The 21752-nt window shown below is 52.8% G+C and carries 26 protein-coding genes; 11 read left to right on the top strand and 15 right to left on the bottom strand.

Annotated features, from left to right (window positions below; all coding sequences use genetic code 11):
- Positions 1-18: 18 nt before the first annotated feature.
- The 3 genes from ACORNT_RS10995 to ACORNT_RS10985 are packed head-to-tail and all read right to left on the bottom strand — an operon-like array spanning position 19 to position 2656.
- Complete coding sequence (locus ACORNT_RS10995; protein ID WP_321390465.1) at positions 19-1227, bottom strand: acyl-CoA dehydrogenase family protein; 1209 nt, start codon at positions 1225-1227, stop codon at positions 19-21.
- 9 nt (positions 1228-1236) lie between these two features.
- A complete protein-coding gene (locus tag ACORNT_RS10990; RefSeq protein ID WP_321390461.1) occupies positions 1237-2382 on the bottom strand; it encodes a thiolase family protein in 1146 nt (381 codons plus the stop codon).
- Positions 2375-2656, bottom strand: coding sequence for a Zn-ribbon domain-containing OB-fold protein (locus tag ACORNT_RS10985; protein WP_420717496.1), 282 nt, complete (start codon positions 2654-2656; stop codon positions 2375-2377). The genes ACORNT_RS10990 and ACORNT_RS10985 overlap by 8 nt, the downstream gene beginning before the upstream one ends.
- On the opposite strand from ACORNT_RS10985, the gene ACORNT_RS10980 reads away from it, so the two are divergent.
- Positions 2639-2812, top strand: coding sequence for a hypothetical protein (locus tag ACORNT_RS10980; protein ID WP_321390457.1), 174 nt, complete (start codon positions 2639-2641; stop codon positions 2810-2812). The genes ACORNT_RS10985 and ACORNT_RS10980 overlap by 18 nt on opposite strands.
- Positions 2813-2978: 166 nt before the next feature.
- Here the strand turns inward: ACORNT_RS10980 and ACORNT_RS10975 are convergent, their stop codons facing one another.
- On the bottom strand, positions 2979-3824 hold the full coding sequence (locus ACORNT_RS10975) for a helix-turn-helix transcriptional regulator (protein ID WP_321390456.1): 846 nt from the start codon (positions 3822-3824) through the stop codon (positions 2979-2981).
- 242 nt (positions 3825-4066) lie between these two features.
- Between ACORNT_RS10975 and ACORNT_RS10970 the strand changes: the two genes are divergently transcribed.
- Both ACORNT_RS10970 and ACORNT_RS10965 read left to right on the top strand, forming a co-directional pair.
- On the top strand, positions 4067-5170 hold the full coding sequence (locus ACORNT_RS10970) for an acyl-CoA dehydrogenase (protein WP_321390453.1): 1104 nt from the start codon (positions 4067-4069) through the stop codon (positions 5168-5170).
- 50 nt (positions 5171-5220) lie between these two features.
- Complete coding sequence (locus tag ACORNT_RS10965) at positions 5221-5586, top strand: Rieske (2Fe-2S) protein (RefSeq protein WP_321390451.1); 366 nt, start codon at positions 5221-5223, stop codon at positions 5584-5586.
- Between the two features lie 44 nt (positions 5587-5630).
- Here ACORNT_RS10965 and ACORNT_RS10960 read toward each other — a convergent pair whose 3' ends face one another.
- Positions 5631-6404, bottom strand: coding sequence for a ThuA domain-containing protein (locus tag ACORNT_RS10960; protein ID WP_321390449.1), 774 nt, complete (start codon positions 6402-6404; stop codon positions 5631-5633).
- Between the two features lie 12 nt (positions 6405-6416).
- The gene (locus ACORNT_RS10955; protein WP_321390446.1) at positions 6417-7178 is read right to left on the bottom strand and encodes an SDR family NAD(P)-dependent oxidoreductase; all 762 of its coding nucleotides are present in this window, start codon (positions 7176-7178) and stop codon (positions 6417-6419) included.
- 226 nt (positions 7179-7404) lie between these two features.
- On the opposite strand from ACORNT_RS10955, the gene ACORNT_RS10950 reads away from it, so the two are divergent.
- The 3 genes from ACORNT_RS10950 to ACORNT_RS10940 all read left to right on the top strand — a co-directional run bounded on the left by ACORNT_RS10950 (position 7405) and on the right by ACORNT_RS10940 (position 9817).
- Complete coding sequence (locus ACORNT_RS10950) at positions 7405-8979, top strand: fatty acid--CoA ligase (RefSeq protein WP_321390445.1); 1575 nt, start codon at positions 7405-7407, stop codon at positions 8977-8979.
- 78 nt (positions 8980-9057) lie between these two features.
- On the top strand, positions 9058-9480 hold the full coding sequence (locus ACORNT_RS10945; protein ID WP_321390444.1) for a nuclear transport factor 2 family protein: 423 nt from the start codon (positions 9058-9060) through the stop codon (positions 9478-9480).
- Between the two features lie 43 nt (positions 9481-9523).
- Positions 9524-9817 (top strand): putative quinol monooxygenase, encoded by a 294-nt coding sequence (locus ACORNT_RS10940; protein WP_321390441.1) that lies wholly within the window; start codon positions 9524-9526, stop codon positions 9815-9817.
- A gap of 50 nt (positions 9818-9867) precedes the next feature.
- Here the strand turns inward: ACORNT_RS10940 and ACORNT_RS10935 are convergent, their stop codons facing one another.
- Genes ACORNT_RS10935 through ACORNT_RS10925 form a run of 3 tightly spaced genes read right to left on the bottom strand, consistent with a single transcriptional unit; the run spans position 9868 to position 12273 of the window.
- Positions 9868-10650, bottom strand: coding sequence for an SDR family oxidoreductase (locus ACORNT_RS10935; protein WP_321390438.1), 783 nt, complete (start codon positions 10648-10650; stop codon positions 9868-9870).
- A gap of 19 nt (positions 10651-10669) precedes the next feature.
- A complete protein-coding gene (locus ACORNT_RS10930) occupies positions 10670-11452 on the bottom strand; it encodes an SDR family NAD(P)-dependent oxidoreductase (protein ID WP_321390436.1) in 783 nt (260 codons plus the stop codon).
- 14 nt (positions 11453-11466) lie between these two features.
- Entirely contained in the window at positions 11467-12273 is an 807-nt protein-coding gene (locus ACORNT_RS10925) for an SDR family NAD(P)-dependent oxidoreductase (protein ID WP_321390434.1), read from the bottom strand.
- A gap of 251 nt (positions 12274-12524) precedes the next feature.
- On the opposite strand from ACORNT_RS10925, the gene ACORNT_RS10920 reads away from it, so the two are divergent.
- Positions 12525-12941, top strand: a complete 417-nt coding sequence (locus ACORNT_RS10920; RefSeq protein ID WP_321390430.1) for a nuclear transport factor 2 family protein — start codon at positions 12525-12527, stop codon at positions 12939-12941.
- A gap of 18 nt (positions 12942-12959) precedes the next feature.
- Positions 12960-13964 carry an NADP-dependent oxidoreductase gene (locus ACORNT_RS10915; RefSeq protein WP_321390427.1) on the top strand — a complete coding sequence of 335 codons (1005 nt, stop codon included), beginning with the start codon at positions 12960-12962 and terminating at the stop codon, positions 13962-13964.
- A gap of 27 nt (positions 13965-13991) precedes the next feature.
- Here ACORNT_RS10915 and ACORNT_RS10910 read toward each other — a convergent pair whose 3' ends face one another.
- Positions 13992-15188, bottom strand: coding sequence for a cytochrome P450 (locus tag ACORNT_RS10910; protein ID WP_321390424.1), 1197 nt, complete (start codon positions 15186-15188; stop codon positions 13992-13994).
- A 218-nt stretch (positions 15189-15406) separates the two neighbouring features.
- A complete protein-coding gene (locus ACORNT_RS10905; RefSeq protein WP_321390421.1) occupies positions 15407-15811 on the bottom strand; it encodes a 2-oxo acid dehydrogenase subunit E2 in 405 nt (134 codons plus the stop codon).
- Between ACORNT_RS10905 and ACORNT_RS10900 the strand changes: the two genes are divergently transcribed.
- A complete protein-coding gene (locus ACORNT_RS10900; protein WP_420717566.1) occupies positions 15719-15988 on the top strand; it encodes a helix-turn-helix transcriptional regulator in 270 nt (89 codons plus the stop codon). The genes ACORNT_RS10905 and ACORNT_RS10900 overlap by 93 nt on opposite strands.
- Before the next feature lie 221 nt (positions 15989-16209).
- Here ACORNT_RS10900 and ACORNT_RS10895 read toward each other — a convergent pair whose 3' ends face one another.
- Positions 16210-16662: an Lrp/AsnC family transcriptional regulator gene (locus ACORNT_RS10895; protein WP_321390418.1), complete on the bottom strand. Its 453-nt coding sequence runs from the start codon at positions 16660-16662 to the stop codon at positions 16210-16212.
- Between the two features lie 150 nt (positions 16663-16812).
- On the opposite strand from ACORNT_RS10895, the gene ACORNT_RS10890 reads away from it, so the two are divergent.
- Positions 16813-18000 carry a pyridoxal phosphate-dependent aminotransferase gene (locus ACORNT_RS10890; protein WP_321390414.1) on the top strand — a complete coding sequence of 396 codons (1188 nt, stop codon included), beginning with the start codon at positions 16813-16815 and terminating at the stop codon, positions 17998-18000.
- Positions 17997-19169, top strand: coding sequence for a PrnB family protein (locus ACORNT_RS10885; RefSeq protein ID WP_321390412.1), 1173 nt, complete (start codon positions 17997-17999; stop codon positions 19167-19169). Before ACORNT_RS10890 ends, ACORNT_RS10885 begins: the two co-directional genes overlap by 4 nt.
- Positions 19170-19232: 63 nt before the next feature.
- On the opposite strand, the gene ACORNT_RS10880 is transcribed toward ACORNT_RS10885, so the two are convergent.
- From ACORNT_RS10880 to ACORNT_RS10870, 3 genes are all read right to left on the bottom strand, one after another.
- Positions 19233-19430: a hypothetical protein gene (locus tag ACORNT_RS10880; RefSeq protein ID WP_321390409.1), complete on the bottom strand. Its 198-nt coding sequence runs from the start codon at positions 19428-19430 to the stop codon at positions 19233-19235.
- Positions 19431-19753: 323 nt separating this feature from the next.
- The gene (locus ACORNT_RS10875) at positions 19754-21079 is read right to left on the bottom strand and encodes a sensor histidine kinase (RefSeq protein ID WP_321390406.1); all 1326 of its coding nucleotides are present in this window, start codon (positions 21077-21079) and stop codon (positions 19754-19756) included.
- Entirely contained in the window at positions 21076-21744 is a 669-nt protein-coding gene (locus ACORNT_RS10870) for a response regulator transcription factor (RefSeq protein WP_321390404.1), read from the bottom strand. The genes ACORNT_RS10875 and ACORNT_RS10870 overlap by 4 nt, the downstream gene beginning before the upstream one ends.
- Between the last annotated feature and the right edge of the window lie 8 nt (positions 21745-21752).

Below are 21752 nucleotides of genomic sequence, written 5' to 3'. Positions count from 1 at the left end.
CTTCCCTGCCTGCCTTTTTCACAGGCCAAGCACCATTTTGGCAATAATGCCACGCTGCACCTCATTGGTGCCACCGAAAATTGACCAGGCCCGGCTGTTCAGGTACCGGGGCGCAGCAAGCTGAGCCTCCTTTGTACAAAGAGGTTCCGGGCTTTCATTCCCATAAAGGGGCCGCTCCGTCACAAGAACAAGCCCCGAATAACCATAAAGTCTCATCGCGAGTCCATCCACCTGCTGACGCAGGTCCGAGGCAACGAGCTTGGATAATGATGTCTGCGGTCCAGGCGGTAATCCCTTGGACATCTGGGCCAGAATGCGGAGCTCAGTCATTTCCAGAGCCTGAGCTTCAAGCTCCGCCCGTGCAAGATCTCCCATAAAGGACTGGTCTTCACTCATGGTGCCGCCAAATCCATTCGGCTCTGTCCCTGCCGCGCGCCAAATCTTTCTAACGTCCGACAAAATTTTGGGCGCATGGCAGGCACCGCCTCGTTCGTTTTCCAGAAGGAACTTGGCAATCGTCCAGCCCTGGCCTTCCTCTCCGACCAGATTTTCCAGCGGTGCAACAGCGTCATCAAGGAATACTTCGTTAACCTCATGATCACCCGCTAATCCTATGATCGGTCGAACCTTTACGCCTGGCTGGTCCATATCCACAAGAATAAAACTGATGCCCTGTTGCGGTTTGGCCTCCGGATCGGTACGTACCAGACAGAAAATATGGGTGGCGTGATGAGCATGTGTCGTCCACATCTTCTGGCCGTTAATCACATATTGGCCGTCTTTTACAACAGCACGGGTTTTCAGATTGGCCAGGTCTGATCCTGCTCCAGGTTCAGAGAAACCCTGACACCAATAATTCTCCCCGGACAGAACCCGGGGCAGAATAACTGCTTTCTGTTTTTCCGAACCAAAATTACAGATCACCGGACCAAGCAGCTTCAGCCCCAGCACGGGAAGCCCCGGCGCATCCGCCAAAGCGCATTCCCGCTCGAAAATATAACGTTGCATAGGGGTCCAGCCGGTGCCGCCATATTCCCTTGGCCAGTTATAGGCCAACCAACCTTTTTCATTCAGAATACGCTGCCATTCCCCCCCGATATCCGGTTCGACGAACACTGACGGAGTGGCCCTCATGCCTTCCGAGAGATAGGGATGCAAATTCTTGTCAAGAAATGCCCTGACTTCCTCGGCAAAGGCCTCTTCTTCCTGTGTGAAATTCAAGTCCATGTGAAATACTTATCGCTCCAGAATAGTAACAGCGGAAATACCCGGCGCACCGTATACATGTGTGTAGGCTGTCTTAAGATCTCCCGCCACCTGATGCGCGCCGGCCTCACCCCTGAGCTGCATGACATTCTCGTAAACTTGCCTCAGGCCCGAGGCGCCAATCGGCTCGCCACAGGCCAGGCATCCTCCGTCTGTGTTGACTGGCAGACTGCCGTTCAGGTTGGTTCTGCCCTCGGCAATCCATTGTTCCTGTTCCCCATCCGCACAAAAACCATTCTCGGCCATATGCATAATTTCAGCGCCGGACTCTGTGTCCTGAAGTTGAGCGATATCAATATCCTCCGGCCCGATGCCTGCCATGTCATAGGCGGCTTTTGAGGCAATACTGGTTGCCGACCCTCCCCGCTCTATATCCAGGCAAGGCGCAAAAACCTCAAATGATCCGGGCGGGCGCGACCGCACACAAGCGGCCTTGATCCGCACCTGATTTCGGCCAAGCTCCTTAGCCTTTTTTTCACTGGCCAGGATCAGGGCAACCCCGCCCTCAGCCGGGGAACAAAACATATATTTGGTAAGCGGATCACTGATCATCTGGCTTTCCAGAACTGTTTCCAGGGCCACCGGCTGCCGGCGCCATGCATGATCTGTCTTCGCCCCGTTCTCGAAGGCTTTGACCGCGACCCGTCCCAGTGTTTCATTGGAAATACCATGAGCTTCCATATAGCGCTGGATTTTCATGGCAAAGAACTGCGTGGTCAGCATCAGGCCGGTTTCCCCGTACCAGGCCGGTAGTCCCCATTCAGATGGATCGGGATTGAAAGCGCCGCGGGGATGTTTGTCAAAACCAAGCGCAACACCGATATCAAACTCTCCCGATTTGATGGCGCTGTAGGCACCGAACAGGGCAGAGCCTCCCGTCGCACATCCGTTGGAAACATTAATAAACTGCAGACCGGTCAGACCAAGATCGTTGACAATGGTATCCGCGTTACCGGAACTGTCCGATCCGCCGTAACCGAATTGTATGTCCGTCCAGTCGAGTCCCACATCCTCAAGCGCCCGTCTTACCGCAAAAGCACCTTGCTGCAGGCCGTTACGCCCTTCTGTCCGGCCAAAGGGATGAATCCCAACTCCAACGATATAAACATCACTCATCAGATGCCTCCTCGCCTGTCGGTCGGAACGCATAAGTCATAATCCGTCGTCCTTTGCTATCTGTTGTAAGCGGTTCGAGGACAACTTCCATCTCCATACCGATTTTGAGCTTGTCGAAATCCGCTTGAACCAGCCGCGTCTCCACAATCACAACGCCCGGCAATTCCACATAGCCCAAGGCAAAGGGAATAAATTCTTCGGGCCCGGCATAGGGAGGGGTCTTGGGTCTGAAACGCTGTATCGTCCAGGACCACAGATGGCCCTTGCGCGGCAACTCAACCGGGTCATAGAGCTCTGTGTCGTCCGGACAAGGGAAGATCGTTTTGCCGGACTGCTTGTTACGCCCCCCAATCAGGCAAGGTTTTTCACCCTCGGTGAAAAGTCCTTCGGCTATGGCGACTGTCGTAGTAATGATGCGGCTCCCGAATAATCATTAATTTCCATGATTTGATTATAGGAAGGCTCAGTCAAAAATCTTCTGTGAGAAAATATAGGTTAGCAAGAAAAGTACCTCTGCGGACAGAGTTCAGCACATAAATATAAAAATCCCGCGCCTGAGACGCGGGATTCACTTCATGTCCTGCATGAGCCAGGCATTAGTTTGTCATATTGGTCAATTCGTCCCTGGTACTCTCATGAACGGCCACACTGCCCATATAGCCGAGCTGAGTCGCCTTAAACAAAGTCTGACTCCGGTTCACAGCCCCGAGCTTGGTTGCAGCATTGTGGATATGGAAACGGATCGTTGCACAACTGCGGCCAATAATCATAGCAGTCTCAACATCGGTCTTACCCACAGCGGCCCAACGCAGGCATTCCACTTCCCGCTTGGTCAGGCGGCAGTTTTTTGGAATCCAGGGTCGATGACTGGTCACCCGGCTATATCCGTTGATAAACTTTCGGGCGTAATATTCGAGGGCTTCGGAATATTCCTCGAATTCTTCGGACAAATCATCTCGCCGATTGTTAATTGGTGAGAAACTTACTGCCGCAATCTGGCCGAATGGCAGGTGAATAGGTACAACAATCACCGCCGGTGCATTGACCATTTCACCAAAATGAGTCAGGTCAATGGAATCCAGCAGCGGGTTAATCGCGCGGGTCCGTATCCCGTCAGTATTGGCCCAGAAGGGTTCACTTTCGTAACGGCAAGCGATTGGCAACGGCGATGTTAGGGCAAGCTGCGGTTTTTGCCACCACTGATCCTTTGAGGTCGCCCATCCGAATACCTCCGAGGCCAGAACATTGCCATCCGCATCTTCCATTGGTTGCTTGGAGGCAATATTGGCGCAAGCAGCTACCCGAAAATTGCCCAGTTCCTTTGCAATGTCTCGAAGAGCCTCTGCAGCACCCCGTATATCTGCTTTTGTGGTTATTGTGATGCGATCACAGTTGGTATGGAAACCACGGGCCGCCACGTCATATAAAGAAGCACTTCCCATAGATCATTCTCCCGATTTATATTTTCTCCCAAGGGCATAGAATACCATTTCCACAACTTTGCATCAAACCGATTCACCCTATTACTAGTAATAGGTTTTTTGAGCCCCTTCCGATTTTGTAACAAAAAACATGGCCAGCCTATCGAAAAATGCAGGCAGCATTCGGTCTATAGTTCCCCTATCCTCCCAGAAAGATATATGGGCGGCTTACCGCTGCAGCACAAATATTTGGAGACAGCAGCTTGAATTTTGACCTGACAGAAGAGCAAACCCTGCTCCGTAACCTGATCGAAAAATACGTTAGCGACCGATATGACCCGGTCAAACGGCTGAACTATGTCCGGCAACAAAATGGTTTCGATCCGGAAGGCTGGCAGCTGCTGGCCGAGATGGGTGTTCTGGCGTTTCCTTTTGCCGAAGCCCTTGGCGGTTTCGGCGGCGGCCAGGTTGAACTGATAACCGTGGCGGAAGCTCTGGGACGTGGAGTGACAACCGAGCCGGTTTTGCCGGTTGTTCTTCTGGCCGGATGCCTACTGGAAAAAGCCGGCACAGTAAGCCAGAAAGAACAATGGCTGGAAAAAATTATATCCGGGAAAGGCTTTGTCGCCCTCGCACACAGCGAGAAGCAAGCAAGATTTAATCCGGACCTTGTTGAAACCCAATGTGTAACAAAGTCAGGGCGCACCATCCTCAACGGCAAAAAGCAGCTGGTGTTGGGCGGTCCCTTTGCAGATGCCTTCATAGTGTCCGCAATGGATAAAAATAGTGACCTCGGCCTTTATCTGGTTCCGGCGAATGCAGATGGACTTGTTAGACGGAATTACAGGCTGACAGATGGCAGTCTGGCCAGCGACCTGGAGCTTATTGACGTCACTTCAGAACCAATGGCGGGCGGAATCAGAGAACTGAAAGAAACAATTTCCGGGGCCAAGCTCTTCATCTGTGCGGAACTCATAGGCCTGATGGAGTTGATGTTTGAGGCGACACTCGACTATGTAAAAACTCGCCAGCAGTTCGGCCAGCCCATCGGGCGTTTCCAGGTCATACAACACCGCATGGCAGATAATTACAAACGCCTGGAGCTCAGCCGGTCACAACTCTATCGGGTTGTCACCAAGGACATGGAGAATTCTTCCTGGCAGGTGGCGCTTACTGGCACAAAATCCTTTATTAGCGAAAATGCCGTCAAACTCGGTGAAGAGGCAATCCAGTTACATGGCGGCATCGGTACGACAGAGGAGTTGATGGTAGGTCAGGCGTTCAAGAAGACATTGCTCTTTGCCTCCCTGTTCGGGGACAGCGACTTCGAACTTCACCGTTACATCCAACTGGCCGCAACAGTTTAATTTGCAAATCAAGAATGACAATGGTTGGAAAAAGAAGGTATGTTTAGTTCATGAGTGAGACTTACCACCGCATCGCCAAATCCGAAGATATTGAGGAAAGGGTCGCCCTGCCCTTTATTGTCAATGGCTGGCCGGTCGCCATTTGTCGGGACAAAGGTAAACTCTATGCCTTCATCAACCGTTGCAGCCATGCTGCAGCAGAGTTTGCCCCGGACTGCAGAATCAGGTCCGGGTCGGTGATGTGTCCGCTGCACAGCGCCCGTTTCAAACTTGAGACCGGGGAAAATATCGGTGGCGCAAATTACAAACCCCTGAAACTGTTCCCTGTTCGCGAAACAGAAGACGGCTGGATAGAAGTTGCAGTTCCGGATGAAGAGCCCGGCATGGAACATCTGCCGGTTCGCCGTCTTACATAATTCCAAAAATCCGAGGCCTGTCCAACGGACAGGCCTTTTCTCAATCAGGGAAGAGAAATCTTCACTGCCGGTTCCTTTGCCCAGTCGATACCGCGCCGGAGCAATGTATAGAAAACCGGCAGATCCCAGGCGCAGCGATCAACGCTGGGCCAGTAATCGAGCAACGGTTCCATATCGTAATGTCCCCGACAGTGACCAAGAGTGTTATACAGGACGGCACCCTCGCCCAGCCCCTTGATATAGAGCACCGGGTGCTTGTCCTTTTTCCAATGATTCTGGACAAACCCTGTTGCCTCTCCCTCAAACTCGGTCTCCAGAAGAACATCAAGATCGCCATGACGATCCATCAGATATTGTTCGTCAGTTGTCTCAAAAGCTTCGATGCCCTCGACAAGGGGATGTTCCGGGTTTGCCACGGTAACCTTGTAAGGCGCGATTGGAGGATGGGCAATAAACTGGCTGCCCAGTATATCCATAAATAGCGGTGCCCATCGCGGTGCATCGAACAGACCGCTATCCAGCAGGCGCAGCACGGAATTTGTCCCGTGCAGGGCGTACCAGCGTCCGCCGTTTTTGACAAAGTCACGCAGAGCCTCCTGAGAGTCCAGCGAGGGGATCACATCACAGGTGTAGCTGACCAGAAAGTCAGCTTCCCTGATTGCCTCAATATTGGAATAATCCTCAAAAACACGTACTCTTATCTGGTTATCTTCAGCCAAAATCTTAAGAATCTCCAGACGTGCAAAATCGATATCATGATACAGCCCTCCAGCTACCAGTACACATCGAATTTTCTTTCCTGTCTGCTGTTCGGTCATGGCTTTGCTCTCCTAGAAATTGACACGTTTGGTCAGTCCTCCGTCAACCACCAGATTGGCCCCGGTCATAAATTGACAGGCGGGTGAGGCCATGAAGACAATAGCCCTGGCCACCTCTTCCCCGGTGCCCATGCGTCCCATGGGAATCTGGCTCAGAATTCCCTCATAAAATTCGGGCATGCCTTCCTTGACCTGATCCCAGGCCCGGCCTTCCATGAAAACCGGACCGGGAGAAATGCAGTTTACCCGAATGCCCTGTGGCGCCAGTTGCTGGGCCAAAGCAGAACTGTAGTTCAACACCGCCGCCTTAAGGGCATTATAGGGAAACGCCCCCATAAATTCTTCGAGTGCAGCGGTAGAGGAAACCGTGATAATAGATCCACTATCGGATTTCTGCAGATATGGCAGTGCCGCCTTGATCCCGTTGACCAGCGGCAAAACATCCGTGTTGAGAACCACCATCCAGCCTTCGGTATCGTCCACGCCCGTATTTGCCGATGTGAAGGGAATAAAAATATCACACCCGCCGAGCTGTTCGGCAGCGTCTGCAATCCACTTGCCGTGTCCCATGCTGTCTGTCACATCAACAGTACCACCAATAACTTTGGTGCCATATTCGGAAACAGCCTTGACCGCCTCGTCTACACTTTTCTGCGAGCGGGAACAGAGGGCAATGTCACAGCCTTCCTGCGCCAGCACTTTTGCAGTTGCCAGACCAATGCCATGGCTTGCCCCGATAAGTATGGCTTTTTTCCCCTTCAGTCCCAGGTCCATTGAAATCTCCTAATAATAAATTTCCGAGTGTGCAGGTCCGTATTTAACGGCGCAGGCCGCGCAAGACTCACCTATATTGCCTGCTATCCATCTTAGTGAGCGCCGGGACAATCTGCACTAGCATTTTTATCAGTATCAATAGGAGCAAAATATGACTGAAATCCCTATACTGATCGTCAAAAGGAATTTACCGCCGACTTAGAGTACAGGAACGTCTTTCACAGCAATGAATAATACAGAACCCACATCACAGACCCGGGGGCAAAATCCGTCCTCTCACAGGAGCATCGCAGACATGGTGCGTTTCCATGCCGCGGAAACGCCGGACAATCTTGCTTTGATTTTTGAAGGACGGGAGACAAACTATCGGGATTTCGACAGACACAGCAACCAGGTTGCCAACGGATTGATCGACGCCGGCCTGGAACCCGGCGACCGGATCGCCTTTCTCGGCAAGAACAGTGATTGTTATTTTGAATACTGGTTTGGTGCGGCCAAGGCCGGGGTTATCCTGATTCCCGTGAACTGGCGGCTTGCCCCGCCTGAAGTCGCCTATATCATGGGCGACTGCGCCCCCGGGTTTATCCTGTGTGATCCTGAGTTTCTGGACCGGCTGGATACAAAACTTTCCATTCCGGTCATTACCACCGAAGAAACAAAGGGCCATCAGTCATTTAAGAACTGGCGGAATGCCCACAGCGACCAGGACCCCTGTCGTGACGCCGCATACGATGGCACGGTATTGCAACTGTATACGTCGGGAACAACGGGCAATCCCAAGGGGGCTCTCCTCACCAACCGCAGCCTGCTCGGCCTGCGGAGCAATATGGCAGCTGACGAAATGCCTGAATGGTATCGCTGGACAGCACAGGATGTCAGCCTGATCGCCATGCCTGTCTTTCATATCAGCGGCAGCGGCTGGGGCCTCTGGACCCTCCAGCACGGAGCCAAGGGTGTCATTGTCCGGGAGCTTGATCCGGCAAAAGTCTTTGATCTTCTGGTCTCTTATAAAATCACCAAAATCATGCTGGTTCCCACAGCTATGCGGATCGTCTGCGATCATCCCGATGCAGAACATACCGATTTCAGTTTTCTGAAATATATATGCTATGGTGGATCAGCCATCCCGCTGGACCTGATGCGTCAGGCCATCAGGGTGTTTGGTTGCGGTTTCGCCCAGATGTACGGCATGACGGAAACCGCCGGCACCGTTGTCGGGCTGCCGCCCGAAGACCATGACCCGGCGGGTAACGAACGCATGCGCAGTGTAGGCATCCCCCTGCCTGGTGTGGAAATCAAAATTATTGATCCTGATGGCAACACCCTGCCCTGCGGCAATGTCGGGGAGATTGCAACCCGTTCTCCTGCAAACTTCGCGGGTTATCACAACCTGCCGGAAGCCACTGCCGATACCATAGACAGCGACGGCTGGCTGCGTACCGGAGATGCCGGTCGGATGGATGAGGACGGCTATATCTACCTGGCCGATCGGATCAAGGACATGATCATCACCGGCGGGGAGAATGTTTATCCGGCTGAAGTGGAAAACGCGCTTTACAGCCATCCCGACGTCAGCGACGTAGCCGTTATCGGTGTGCCCGATCCCAAATGGGGGGAAGCCGTCAAGGCGATCGTCGTTCCGGTCGAGGGCTGCACCCCGGATCCCGCTGAGCTTATTGCTTTTGCGCGGAAAAGGATCGCCGGCTACAAAACACCGAAATCCATAGATTTTACAGACAGCCTGCCCCGTAACCCGTCAGGCAAGGTTTTGCGGCGATTGCTCAGGGAAAAGTATTACTAACCTGTGGTTTTCGCGAGTATCATTCATCCAGAGAAATCCTAGAATATGGTATGGCAAAATAACAAAAAAGGATGGCACATGACCAAGAATTTCACCGGACCACTGGAAGATCGCATGGCGATCCGCGAAGTGCTTGAAACATATGCTGACGCCGTCAACCAGTATGATGAAGAAACCTGGGCTTCCCTGTGGGCTGATGACAGCCAGTGGGATCTGCCGGACTATCCTGAACTGGGCACTGTTGCCGGCAAAAAGGCCATTGTGGACATGTGGCGCACCGCCATGCCCAACTACCCCAAGCTGAGTTTCAGCGTCAGTATCGGTATGATCCGGGTTGATGGGGATACTGCCGCGGCTCGAGCCTATATTTCCGAAGTCTATGACGATCCGGAAACCGGCAAGGACAAGCGGGCGCGTGGTGAATATAACGACAAACTAGTGAAACGGAACGGAAAATGGCTGCTGAAACAGCGCACCTTCCGGGTACGTCACCAGACCTGAGCCCGCTCCGTAAACATCTGAGATCAACAAAAAAGGACTCCCGATGATCGTTATCACCGGCACAATCAAAACCGACAAGGAAACCCTTCCTGCTCTCTATGCCCGGCTAAAGGAGCTGGTTGAACCTTCCCGCGCGGAAGACGGCTGCCTGTTTTATCATATGGCAATGGAAGATGAGAAGGGCTGCAGCATTGTCGCCATGGAGGGCTGGCGTGACCAGGCTGCACTGGAAGTACATCTGGCACAGCCTGCCATCGTCAAGCTGCTGTCGGATTTTGACGGAAAATACAGCAATGACGTAAGTCTTCACCAGGTCAGCTCGACCCAAAAATTCTGATTTATTTTGAAAGCTGAATGATGCCTCTCCTACATTGGGAGAGGCATTTTTCACACGCCCGGCAATCCCGCCGTTGAACCGCCGTCTATGACCATCTCTGCGCCTGTCACAAAGCGTGACTCATCTGAACCAAGATAGACCACCAGGGAAACAATTTCCTCGGACTGCCCAAGACGCCCCATAGGGGAGACATTTTCCAGCATGGCCCTGGCGGCTTTCGGATCCGGTGCACCTTCTATGGCCCCTTTGATCAGCGGGGTCTCAACAACACCCGGATGAATAGTGTTACAACGGATATTCAGTTTCGCCTTGGCGCAATGTACTGCTACCGACTTCGCCAGAAGGCGCAGGGCACCTTTGGTGGTGGAATAGGTCACATCCCCCGCCAGCGCCAGAATACCATTGATCGAACTGTTGATAATAATCGATCCGCCGGGGCCTTCTGGATTTTTCTTCATCAGGGAGATGGCGTTCTGACAAGTCAGCATGGAGCCGGTCAGATTCACGTCGACAATATTCTTCCAGGCTTCCAGCGACACTGTTTCAATATCGCTGTCACCGCTGTGAATTCCCGCGTTGGCAAAAGCGATATCCAGTCTGCCGAAGTTATCCTCTATCGCCTTCATGACCTCTTTCCAGCCGTCGCCATCCTGCACGCTGTGCTTTACAAAAACAGCGCCGGTTTCACTAGATATCTTTTCCGCGGCGGCTTCGTTGTTACCGGTAAAGACCACTTTCGCTCCCTGGGCCACAAAGCCGCGCACAGTTGCTTCGCCGATGCCATTCGTACCACCGGTCACCAGGGCCACCTTGCCTTTCAGTCTGTCTGTCATTTCACTATCCCTTCAAATTCTAACGTGCCGTCATACCGCCATCGATCACCAGTTCGGAACCGGTCACAAAGCTGGCCCCGGGTGAGCAGAGGTATACAATACCGGCCGATATTTCCTCAGGCTCGCCCATACGTCCCATGGCGTGACCGGCCGACACAATCGTGCGGGCTGTTTCCTCATCCGGGAAAAGACTCTCCTCGACGTAGCGAGCATAAATTTCATCCATCATACCTGTATCGATACCGCCGGGATGCACACTGTTCACCCGGATCGGTTTCTGAAGCATGGCATATTCCGCCGCAGCGCTTTTGGTAAACAATCGCACGGCCCCCTTGCTTGTGCAATAGGCTGCCATATAGGCTGCCCCTTTTAGGCCGCCGACTGATGACAGGTTGACGATGGAAGAACCGCCCCGGCGATCTGCACCGCTTTTTGCAAGAATTTCCGCCGCAGTCCTGGTTCCCAGAAACAGCCCTTCCACATTGATTGCCTGGCATTTTCGCCATTCCTCAAGTGAAGTCGCTGCGATCGAGTTTGTTACTGAAATGCCGGCATTATTCACCAGGTTGTCCAGGCGACCATATTGGGAAGTTATATGAGTAATCAGATTTGACCAGGCAGCTTCATCAGTCACATCAAGGTTTCGATATTCAACGGCCCCCTCCACATCGGCGCGTACGGCGAGGTCGGACGCAATTACACGCGACCCGGCATCTGCCAGGGCTTTGCAGGTAGCACGGCCAATTCCACCTGTTGCCCCGGTAACAAGCGATACGGTATCAGTGAGATCAAATGGAGACATCTTTTTTCCTATTCCTAGCGGGCTGTCCAGCCACCGTCGACGACCACTTCACTTCCGGTCATATAACTACTGTCATCACAGGCGAGGAAGGCCACGACCTTGCCAATTTCAACCGGTTGGGCCAATCGTTTGACCGGTGTACCCTCAGCCATCGCATCAATCAGCGCCTGCGCCGTCGTACCGGCCCGGGCGGCCCATTTTTCCATTCCCTTATGTAGCAACGGCGTTTCGACAAAACCGGGATGAACGCTATTGACCCGGATCGGTGTACCATTTTCAGCAAATTCAAGAGCATTTGACTTGGTAAACAGACGCACTGCACCCTTGGAGGCATTGTAGGCGGACACCTCACCAAGACCGACAATACCCATAATGGAACTGATATTGATAATGCTCGAACCGTAGGGGGTCAGTTTTCCGGCCTTTTCCAGAAGGGCAAAGAAATATTTGGTCCCCAGAAAAACAGAGTCCAGATTAAGCGACATTAACCGGTGCCAGGCTTCAAGCTCCAGATCCTGAACCTTGCCGGTCAGGTCCGCACCCACATTATTCACCAGGACATCAAGGCGACCGAAATCCGCCTCAACATGTTCGGCAGCTGCCTTCCATTGTTCTTCCTGTGTTGCATCCAGTCGGATATAATGGGCGCCGGCAATTGTCTCCAAGGCGTTTGCCACTTCAGCAGTGTCTTCCGCATCCAGATCGGTCAGAATTGTTGTCGCCCCCTCTGCCGCAAGGCATTCGGCTATAGCCCTGCCGATCCCCCTGAGGGCGCCTGAAACCAAGACCACCCGTCCATCAAGCCTTCCCAGCTGTGTCATGATTTTTATTCCTTTCATTTCAGCCTGCCACAGTACGGCTGCTGCAACGGGAATTCGCGCAAGAATCCCCTGCACTTCCGCCCCCATCTTCTTCCACATATGACTATGTTACACCTGTTGAATTTCACAGGTGACTTTAAGCCCTCCGAAACCCAGTATTAAACTCTACTTTGACCCATGCCGTTTTTTAAACTGAACGTGGCTGACTTCGTCATAACACGACCATTAACCGGCAAACAGGAACTTTCAGAATGGATACGAACCTTTACAATCAGATCAAAAACCAGATTAACCACCTGTACGAGCTCACGGCAGCAGGCAAATGGGACGAGGTTGAAGAACAACTGACCGACGATTTCTGTATTATAGAGGCCGATAGTCTGCCTTTTGGTGGCACCTTCAACGGCAAGAATTCCCTACAACGTCTCTATACTCATGTCTTCGAATTCTGGGAAGATCCTGATCTGGAATTCCATGACATGACCATTTCCGAGAATAATGTTGTGTGCCTGCTGACATTCCATGCGACCTCCCGCCATAACGGCGAACGTCTGGCCATGAAAATAACTGAAGTCTTTCATCTGCGCGGAGACAAAATCTGCGGCATTACACCCTATTATTTTGACACAGCTGCCATTGCCAAAGCAACCGGTACCCCGCTCGACTGACGGAAGCGAACATCAACTATGGTAACAAACCGTTTCTGGAAACTGAACAAATACCCCGAGGGTAATGACTTCGAATCCGCCCTGTCACTTGAAACCGCACCGCTGGCCGAGACAGGCGATGGCGAAGTCCTGATCAAAAATGAATATCTCTCCCTTGACGCGGGAACGCGTATGTGGATGACACCGCGGACAGATTCATATCAACCACCGCTGCCGCTGGACTCCCCCATGATGGGGCTTGGCCTCGGCCGGGTTGTCGCTTCCCGGCACACGGCCTTCAAGGAAGGCGATTTTGTACGCTGTTTCGGTCAATGGGCAGACTATTCTCTGGTCAAGCCGGAACTCTCCGACTTGCGCATAATGGATGAAAATGTTTCCGATCCCCGTCAGCATTTCGGCGTGGTGGGTCTGAATGGCTGGACTGCCCTCCTCGGCCTGCGGGAAGTGGCAAATACACAAGCCGGCGATACGGTACTCGTGTCCGCCGCCGCCGGGGCGACCGGTATCCTGGCCTGCCAGATTGCAAAAGTCATGGGTGCCAAAGTTTATGGTCTAGCCGGTGGCCCTGAAAAATGCGCATTTCTTACTGACAGCCTGAGAATTGACGGTGCCGTCGATTATAAAAATTCCGATGTCGCCTCAGAACTTGAAAAAATCGAGGGCGGCATTGATGTCTATTTTGACAATGTCGGCGGCCCGATTCTGGATGCCGTCCTGCCCAACATGGCCCTGCATGGGCGTATCGCCGTTTGCGGCCTGATCGCCAGCTACGCTGAAGGTGGACGGTTGCCAGGCCCGTCCAATTTCGACCAGATCCTGATGAAACGCCTGACCGTGCGTGGCTTTCTCTGTCCTGATTTCTTTGAAATTGGTAATCAACTGACCGCTCAGCTCAAAACATGGCTTGAGGCAGGCAAAGTCACCATGCCTTTTGACGAAACCCAGGGTTTGGAAAACATGCTGGTGGCTTACGCCAAGCTGTTTACCGGCGCCAATATAGGCAAAGTCATTGTCAAACTCTGACCTTCCGTTTTTTAAAACCTCTTTCCGTCAGTCCCAGCGTAACGGCAGGTTCTCCATGGTGCCGACTATGCCACCATGCATCTTCGGAAGCCCGTCACCGTCATAACGGAAAGCCGGAATACGGTCGAACCAGGCATCAAGAGTGGCAAGTATTTCCGTTCTCGCCAGATGGGCACCCGGGCAGCGATGCGGCCCCGCCCCGAAGGTCGAATGGCTTTTCTTTGCCCGTTCAAAATCCACCTGCATGGGACAGACATTGGCCTTGGGATCGAGACCGTGAGCCATGGTCGGCATTGCCACAACATCATCCGCCCTTATGATCACATCATCGACCTGAATATCTTCCTGGGCCAGCCGGGCGATGGACACCACCGGAAAACGACGAACCAGTTCCTCCACGAACCCGATCCTGTCTCCGGCTTCTGCAATCTGCTTCTGGACCTCGGGTGTTCTGGCCAGATAAAGCCAGATAAAGCCGAGAATGTTGACCACTGTATCCAGACCGGCAATGAGTATCTGAATGGCAAGCTTGAGCGCACTTTCTTCTGTGATCCTCTGACCATCCACCTCACCTGTCATCAATTCCGATAGCAGATCCTCGCCACCGGCCCCGCCCTGCCTGCTGCGAACAATCGGCAGCATGTATTCAACCAGTAACGCCGTTGCATCATTGAAAGACAAGTCCGGGTTCGGGCGAACAAGGGCATCACACCAGTATTTAAGCCTGTCCACATCCTCTTCCGGCAAATCCACCAGCGACATAAAGATGCGGATCGGAAACAGACTGCTGTATTCAGCAATGAAGTCACATTCTCCCCGACCTGCAAAACTGTCAATAAGCTCAGCCGAGACCTGACGAACCTGACCGGATACGCGACGCACCGTTCCGGGTGACAGGGCCTTATTCAGCAGATTGCGATAGGGGGTATGTTCCGGCGGGTCCAGGGTCGTTGGTATAAGCTGGTGCAGTTCTGCGGTTTTGCGGGGCACAAAAAGGACTTTGTTGGAAAGCCGGTCCGGTTGCCGGAAAAATTCATGAAGCAGGGCGCCGTCCGTTACAATCCAGTGACCACCGTTCTCCCTTGTCCATAAGATCCTGTGCGGCGTAGAACTGATCAAATTGTGCCAGCTCTCATGGAACCCTCTTTCAAGGTTCGGCGGCATGTTAACATCGAAATCAACAATACGATCCGCTGGTAATTGATCGGGTCCCCGATAGACCATCCTCTGCCTCCACATTATATGTTGTCGGTTGTATTCCCAGTAGACGGGATTCCCCAAAACACTTCAACTATCACTTTTCGGAGCGACATCCTGCCGGATCCCAGGGATGATTAAGATATAGTTATGGCGGCAGCTTCCTGGACCAGCAATGGCCCCTGATCTGTCTTCAAATAGTAACTGTAAACATGAAACTCATCTGATCCGGTCGGTGTTTCCCCTCAACTGAAAGTTCCTCTGGAATTCTCAATTGTATCACACAGATAAGTCAGAAAACTACCGGAGGGATCGCCGTCAACGACCCGGTGATCGCTGGTCAGGGAAAGACCAAGCATGGGCCGCACAGAGATTTCATCGACCGCCAGCGCCACAGGCTTGCACACCACCTGACCAATGCCAAGGATGGCGATCTGGGGCCTGTTAATAATCGGCGTAAAATACTGGATCCGACGAAGACCCAAATTGCTGATGGTGAAGCTGCCGCCGGTCATTTCCCTCACCGTCAACTTGCCCGACCGGGCCCGCTCGATCAGATCCTTGCGGGCGGCACAGATTTCTTCCGGAGACTTGTCCTGTACAAGGTATTCAGCGAAACAGGCCATACTGTTGCCGGCTACATCCGTCAACAGCGGCTCATCAATGCCAGGGTGGAGCTTGGCAAACCCAGTGCGCAGGATATTTCCATCACTGTACTGGCCTTCCGTTGCGGTTTTAACGACACCTCACACTTCAGTAAGGCCTTCCGGCAGGAATTCGGCATCAGCCCGAGTGAATGCCGCCAGAAGAGTTTTACCGTCTCATAATATCCAAATCATTTTGGCGAAAACAGAATGCAGTTGCCGAAGAAATAGCGTTTTATACATCTTAAAGAACAGAGGGAAATCTTTGGAATCATGCGACGGGGATGCACCGGAACGTTCAATAATCCCAATAGGTTAAGGAGGAAATTGCACAGGCGACGGCAGCTGTGGCGGCTGAACCCGCCCGAACCTGTCCCTATCCTGTTATCCCCTTGGGCCCATGCTTAAAAAGAGAAGCCTCTGAACTCCACAGCAGTACTGAGGACAAAAAGCGTTTCCATCGAAGAAAGACCCGGAAGCCGGCTAAGTTCATCCTGTACAACGCGTTCATGTTCACGCATATCCCGTGCATAGACACGACATATATAATCATAACGCCCTGCAACAGTATGGCACTCCGTCACGGCGCTGATTTTTGCAATTGCGTCAGCAAACTCCATGGCAGCTTCCCGGGTATTGGCGGAAATTTTCATTAAGATCATGGCATTTACACCATATCCGGCCTTTTCGGGATTAAGGACCGCGCAATAGTGGTCAATGACGCCTTTTTCCTCCAGCGCCCGTACCCGCTTGAGGCAGGGCGTGGGAGAAAGGTTAACTTCCTCGGCCAGCTTGAGGTTGGTCATGCGACCATCCTTCTGCAAGGCTTTGAGAATTCGCTTATCTGTTGAATCCACTCTAATACCCTATAGATATTAATTTCATAAAATTAAGATTTACGTATTATATTATCTACAATTAATCATTTTTACAAATATATTTGGCCATTAATTTCCCATTTCTTCTGTTACATCTTTCTCCAGATATAACAAAAGGAGACTCTCATCGTGAAATGGCCCGCCGACCGTATATCCAGCAGTTCGCCGAAAAGCTTTGGCATGTACCAGAAAGCCGTAAAACTGATGGCCCAGGGCATTGATGTCATCCATCTTGAAGTCGGAATGCCCAGTTTTGACACCCCGCAACACATCAAGAATGCCACCATCGAAGCGCTGCAGTCAGGGCTGGTCCATTACGGAGACTTTCCGGGAAACGCGTCCCTTCGCCGGGCAATCGTCAACCGGATCGCCGACTATAACGACCTGCAAGTCGGTGAAGACGAGATTATCGTGACCAACGGCCTGACGCACGCCTCCTACGCAGTGCTCATGGCCGCCCTTGATCCGGGTGACGAGGTGATCCTGCTGGAGCCCTATTACCCCCAGCATATTAACAAGATCGAGCTGGCCGGCGGCAAGGTCGTGTTAGCCCCCCTGGACAAGAATAATAACTTTTCCATCGATCCCGCCCTGATTGAAGAAAAGATCACCGAAAAAACCAGGATGATTTGCCTGGTAAACCCGGCCAATCCGACGGGCCGGGTCTATTCCCGGGAAGAATTGCAGGGACTGGCGGAACTCGCCATCAAACATGATCTTCTGGTGCTGACCGATGAAGTTTATGAACAGATCTGCTATGACGGCAACCGGCATGTCAGCATTGCCTCCCTCCCCGGCATGTTTGAACGCACCTTCAGCCTGTTCGCCTTCACCAAGGCCTATGCCATGGACGGATGGCGTGTGGGATATATCGTCGCCCATGAAAAGTTCATCCCCGGCATTCTGAAAATGACAATGAATGATGTGGCCCATGTGAATGTCTTCGTTCAGGAAGGCGCCCGGGCCGCCCTCGAGGGGCCCCAGGACTGCATTCGGGAAATGCTTGCTGACGACTGTCGTCGTCGCGATCTTGTGGTGCAGCGCCTGAACCGGATGCCGGGCGTAACCTGCCCTGTGCCGCAGGCCACCATATATGCCTTTCCCGACATTTCCGGAACCGGCAAGGCATCCCGGGAGATCGCGGATGAGCTGCTCGAGAAATGCCGGGTGGTTGTGGAAACGGGCGTTTTTTACGGGTCAGCCGGTGAAGGCCACCTGCGCATATGTTTCGGGGCCGAGCCCTACGACAGGATTGAGGAAGCCATGAACCGCATGGAAACCTATTTTTCCAACCTTAACGACGGTAAAGATCAATGAGCACAGCAACTGAACAATTCGATCACTGGATCCGAACGTCCTTTGTGGAGATGAATACCGCCCTGGAAGAACTCTATTTTTGCCGGGAAGATCCTGCGGACATTGAGGAGATCGGGCAAGACATCAAACACGCGCTCGTGGAAGAAGGCAACAAGCTGATCCGCCCGCTGGTCAACGAGGGAAATACAGATGAAGGGTTCGACCGGGCCTACGACCTGCTCGGCAACCTGGGGCTTTTTCTGGGTGCCCTGAGACGGCATGAACTGACCAACCCGGCACGGGAGAAAAGCTCTCCGTTCCAGGAGGCCTCTGCCCTTGGTCTGCATATCGGCGCCTCACTGGGGGTCGCGCCCCGTTTCGCCACGGCTCATCTTGCGGACCGCAACAGGGCCGTCAACGGTGTCCAGAAAAGTTTTACCTCCCTGAAGGATGAATTCATCTTCATTGACTATAATACCATGGGTATCTTCTCTTATATGCGGGCGGCAGATGCCCTGATGCGGATTTCTCCTATAGGAATATCGAACAAGGCCGCCTGGCTGCTTCTCAAAACGGCCCGGGAGGCCTTGGAAGACGTGGCGCATTATAACGAAGTCCTGTTTGAAACCCTGGATGTGCGCCGGTTCTTTTATTGTGTCCGGCCCTATTATAAACCCTACAGGGTCGGCCGGGCCGAATATCGAGGCGCCAATGCCGGCGACTTTGCGGGGATCAATCAGATTGACCTTCTCCTCGGGCTCTGTCGTGGCAACGATCCCTATTACGCCCAGATGATGGTTGATAAAATGCCCTATATGCTTCCCGAAGACCAAAAACGCCTGATGGATTGCCTGCGTCGCAAAAGCCTTCTGGACGAGCTTCTTGAAGCCGCAGAATCATCAAACCAAGAGGACTGGTTCCAGTGTAATGGAAAGGCATTCCTGGACGTCTGCCGGGCACATGGACATACGGCAGAGCAACACCACAACCAGCTCGTCAGCCGCTTCATCGAGTCCCCTTCAGGCGACATGGAGGAAAAACACCTGAAACAGATTACTGCCAGCGGCCCCCCGCTCCCGGCACTGCTCAGTGCGCTGGAGAAACTGCGGGACCTGCGTATGGCCGCCCCAAGAACCGATATGATAACAGCCCACGAAAAACTTCAACAACTGGAGGGCTTGCTGGATTAGAGTTTTTAAAAAGGCTCCCAAACCGGGCAGCTGGTCCCGTCGATGAGTATTATTATCTTTATTTCACTCTGCTTCCTGCGCTGCCAACTCCTGTTCCGTACAGGGGTCACAGGAAACCGCAACGGGCGCAGCGCCTGAAGCAAGCACCACTGATACCAGCATGGTATCCGCAGCCGCGACGTCCTCCCCCCCCTGTCGAACAGCGGGACAGCCACGCCAGAAACCTTTACAGAAATCGTTCACCAGACCAATGAAGGTCATGTCACACTTTTAACCAACACGTTAAACAATGTGTCCATAACACAGACCGTCTCGCTGAATATTACCCTGGAAATTTTTTCCCGAATGAAGGAGATCAAACGCCTGCAGAAGGATATAACCCTTATTACACGTCAGATCAGCCTCTTCAGTCTGCGCCACTGAGCTTTTGTGATCGTTGAGGCACCACGGTCACGAATTACAAAGGCAGAATATTTGTGAAAGGAAATTGGTGCAACCGGGAGGTGCCGGAACCATATTTATTTTCAATATGTTAAAAATAAAAATGCGCATCATTTACGCATTTTACAACTTCGCATCCCCGTTCAGGAAAATAGAACCCTGATCTCCAGACCACCCAGGTCAGGCGAACGGGAAAATTCTATGTCCGCCCTGTAGAGGTCGACAATTTCCCGCACAATGGACAACCCCAAACCATGACCGTCACCGGATTCATCCCGGCGGATGCCACGTTTTTCAAGGTTGGCAAACACATCCGCAGTACCGCCCGGCCCATCGTCGCTGACCTCGACCAGAAGGCCATCATCCAGCTGACGAATATTCAACCTGACCTTCTTTTCCGCCCATTTGCAGGCATTATCCATGAGGTTGCCCACAAGCTCCATCAGATCATGACTGTCCCCGGCAAAAACCGCGCCCGGCCCAAGATGAATGTCAAATGCCAGTCCCCTGGAGGCGTGAACCTTTTTCAGGGTTTCTACCAGCGGCGAGATATACTGGGATACGGATATTTTCTGCCCGCGGGTCGGGGTCCCGATAATCCGGGCCTTCCGGAGTTCGCTGTCCAGCTGATAACGGATGTCTTCCAGTGCCTGCTGCATGTCCTTGCGGGTGCCTTCGTCGGCACCGGTTTCTGTACGGTTCAAAACATGTTCCAGCAATGCCAGCGGAGTTTTCAGGCTGTGAGCCAGGTTCCCGATCGCTGTGGCCGACCGTTTGATGCGATTGTCCGCCAGCACCAGAAGCTGGTTGATCTCCTCCACCAGAGGCCTGATCTCCTCGGGTACATCTTCCTGGAGAAGCTGAAGCTCTCCCTGGTCAAGTTTCGTGAGTTCCCGGCGCGCTTCAGTCAGGGGGCTCAGGCCCCGCACCACCATCCAGCGCTGCATCAGGCTGAGGATCACCATGATCCCTGCCCCGAGTGACGTAATCAGAAGCCCGAGCCATTTCAGATTATTGAGAATGGGAGAGTAATCCTCGGTCACGGAAACAAGCACATCCCTGTCCTCAATCCGGTAGCTGGCCTCAAGCTGCAGAAGGGTCTGCCCCTGAGGGCCGGGTATATGGTGTACATCCTGGGTCCCGAGGGCATGGTCGTGAGGCGGCAGGACATAATCCCACAGGGAGCGCGACAAAAAAGTCTGCCCGCCCGCGTCAATGCGATAGTAATGTCCGGAATAAGGCTGTTTAAAAATCGGATTGATCCGGTTTTCCTCAAGAACGATAAGACCGTTCGCAGGGTCAATCTCCAGCGCGGCAAGCAGAGTCTCGATATCATGCTCGAGACGGGTTTTAACGAATTCCTCCCCGAAACGATTGAAGTAATAGATATTGAAGGCGATCATGAAAATGAAAAACAGGATCGAGGTAATCAATACGTTAAGCGTCAAGCGGTCCCTGAGACTTTTCATGCCGGACCTCCATCGAACATATACCCCTGCCCGCGCAGGGTCCGGATCATGCCGTCGGGAAGTATTTTCCGTAAGCGACGGATATAGACCTCGATGACATTGCTGTCCTTGTCTGCATCAAACTCATAAACATGTTCGGTCAGGGTGCTCTTGGACAGGATTTTACCCGGATTGAGCATCAGATAGTGGAGAAGACGGTATTCGGTACCCGTCAGTGAATGGGAGGTCCCGCCCACCAGGATCACCGACTGGCCAGCTTCATCCAGCTTAAGACTACCTACTTCAAGAACCGGTGTCGCCCGCCCGTTGGCACGACGGATCAACGCCGCGAGCCGCTCCACGAGTTCTTCAAAATGAAAAGGCTTGGCCAGATAATCATCGGCGCCGGCCTGGAAACCTTCCACCTTTTCCTGCCAGCTGTCCCGGGCAGTCAGGATCAGCACCGGCGTTGATAGACTTTCTCTCCGCCAGGCCTTGAGGACCTCCGTCCCCGGCTTATCCGGTAGCCCCAGGTCGAGGATAATGATATCGTAGGGAACTTCCTGTCCCATATATTCCGCTTCCTCGCCAGAGGATGTCAGATCCACCGCATAACCGCGTCCCTGCAAATCTTTCTGCAGGTGCGGGCCCAGTTTTGGATCATCTTCCACCAGCAACAGGCGCATATATTCTT

This window comes from Emcibacter sp. (assembly GCF_963675455.1).
Classification (GTDB): Bacteria; Pseudomonadota; Alphaproteobacteria; order Sphingomonadales; family Emcibacteraceae; genus Emcibacter.
Note: the sequence above shows the minus strand (reverse complement) of the source record. Positions and strands in the feature narration are given on the sequence as shown.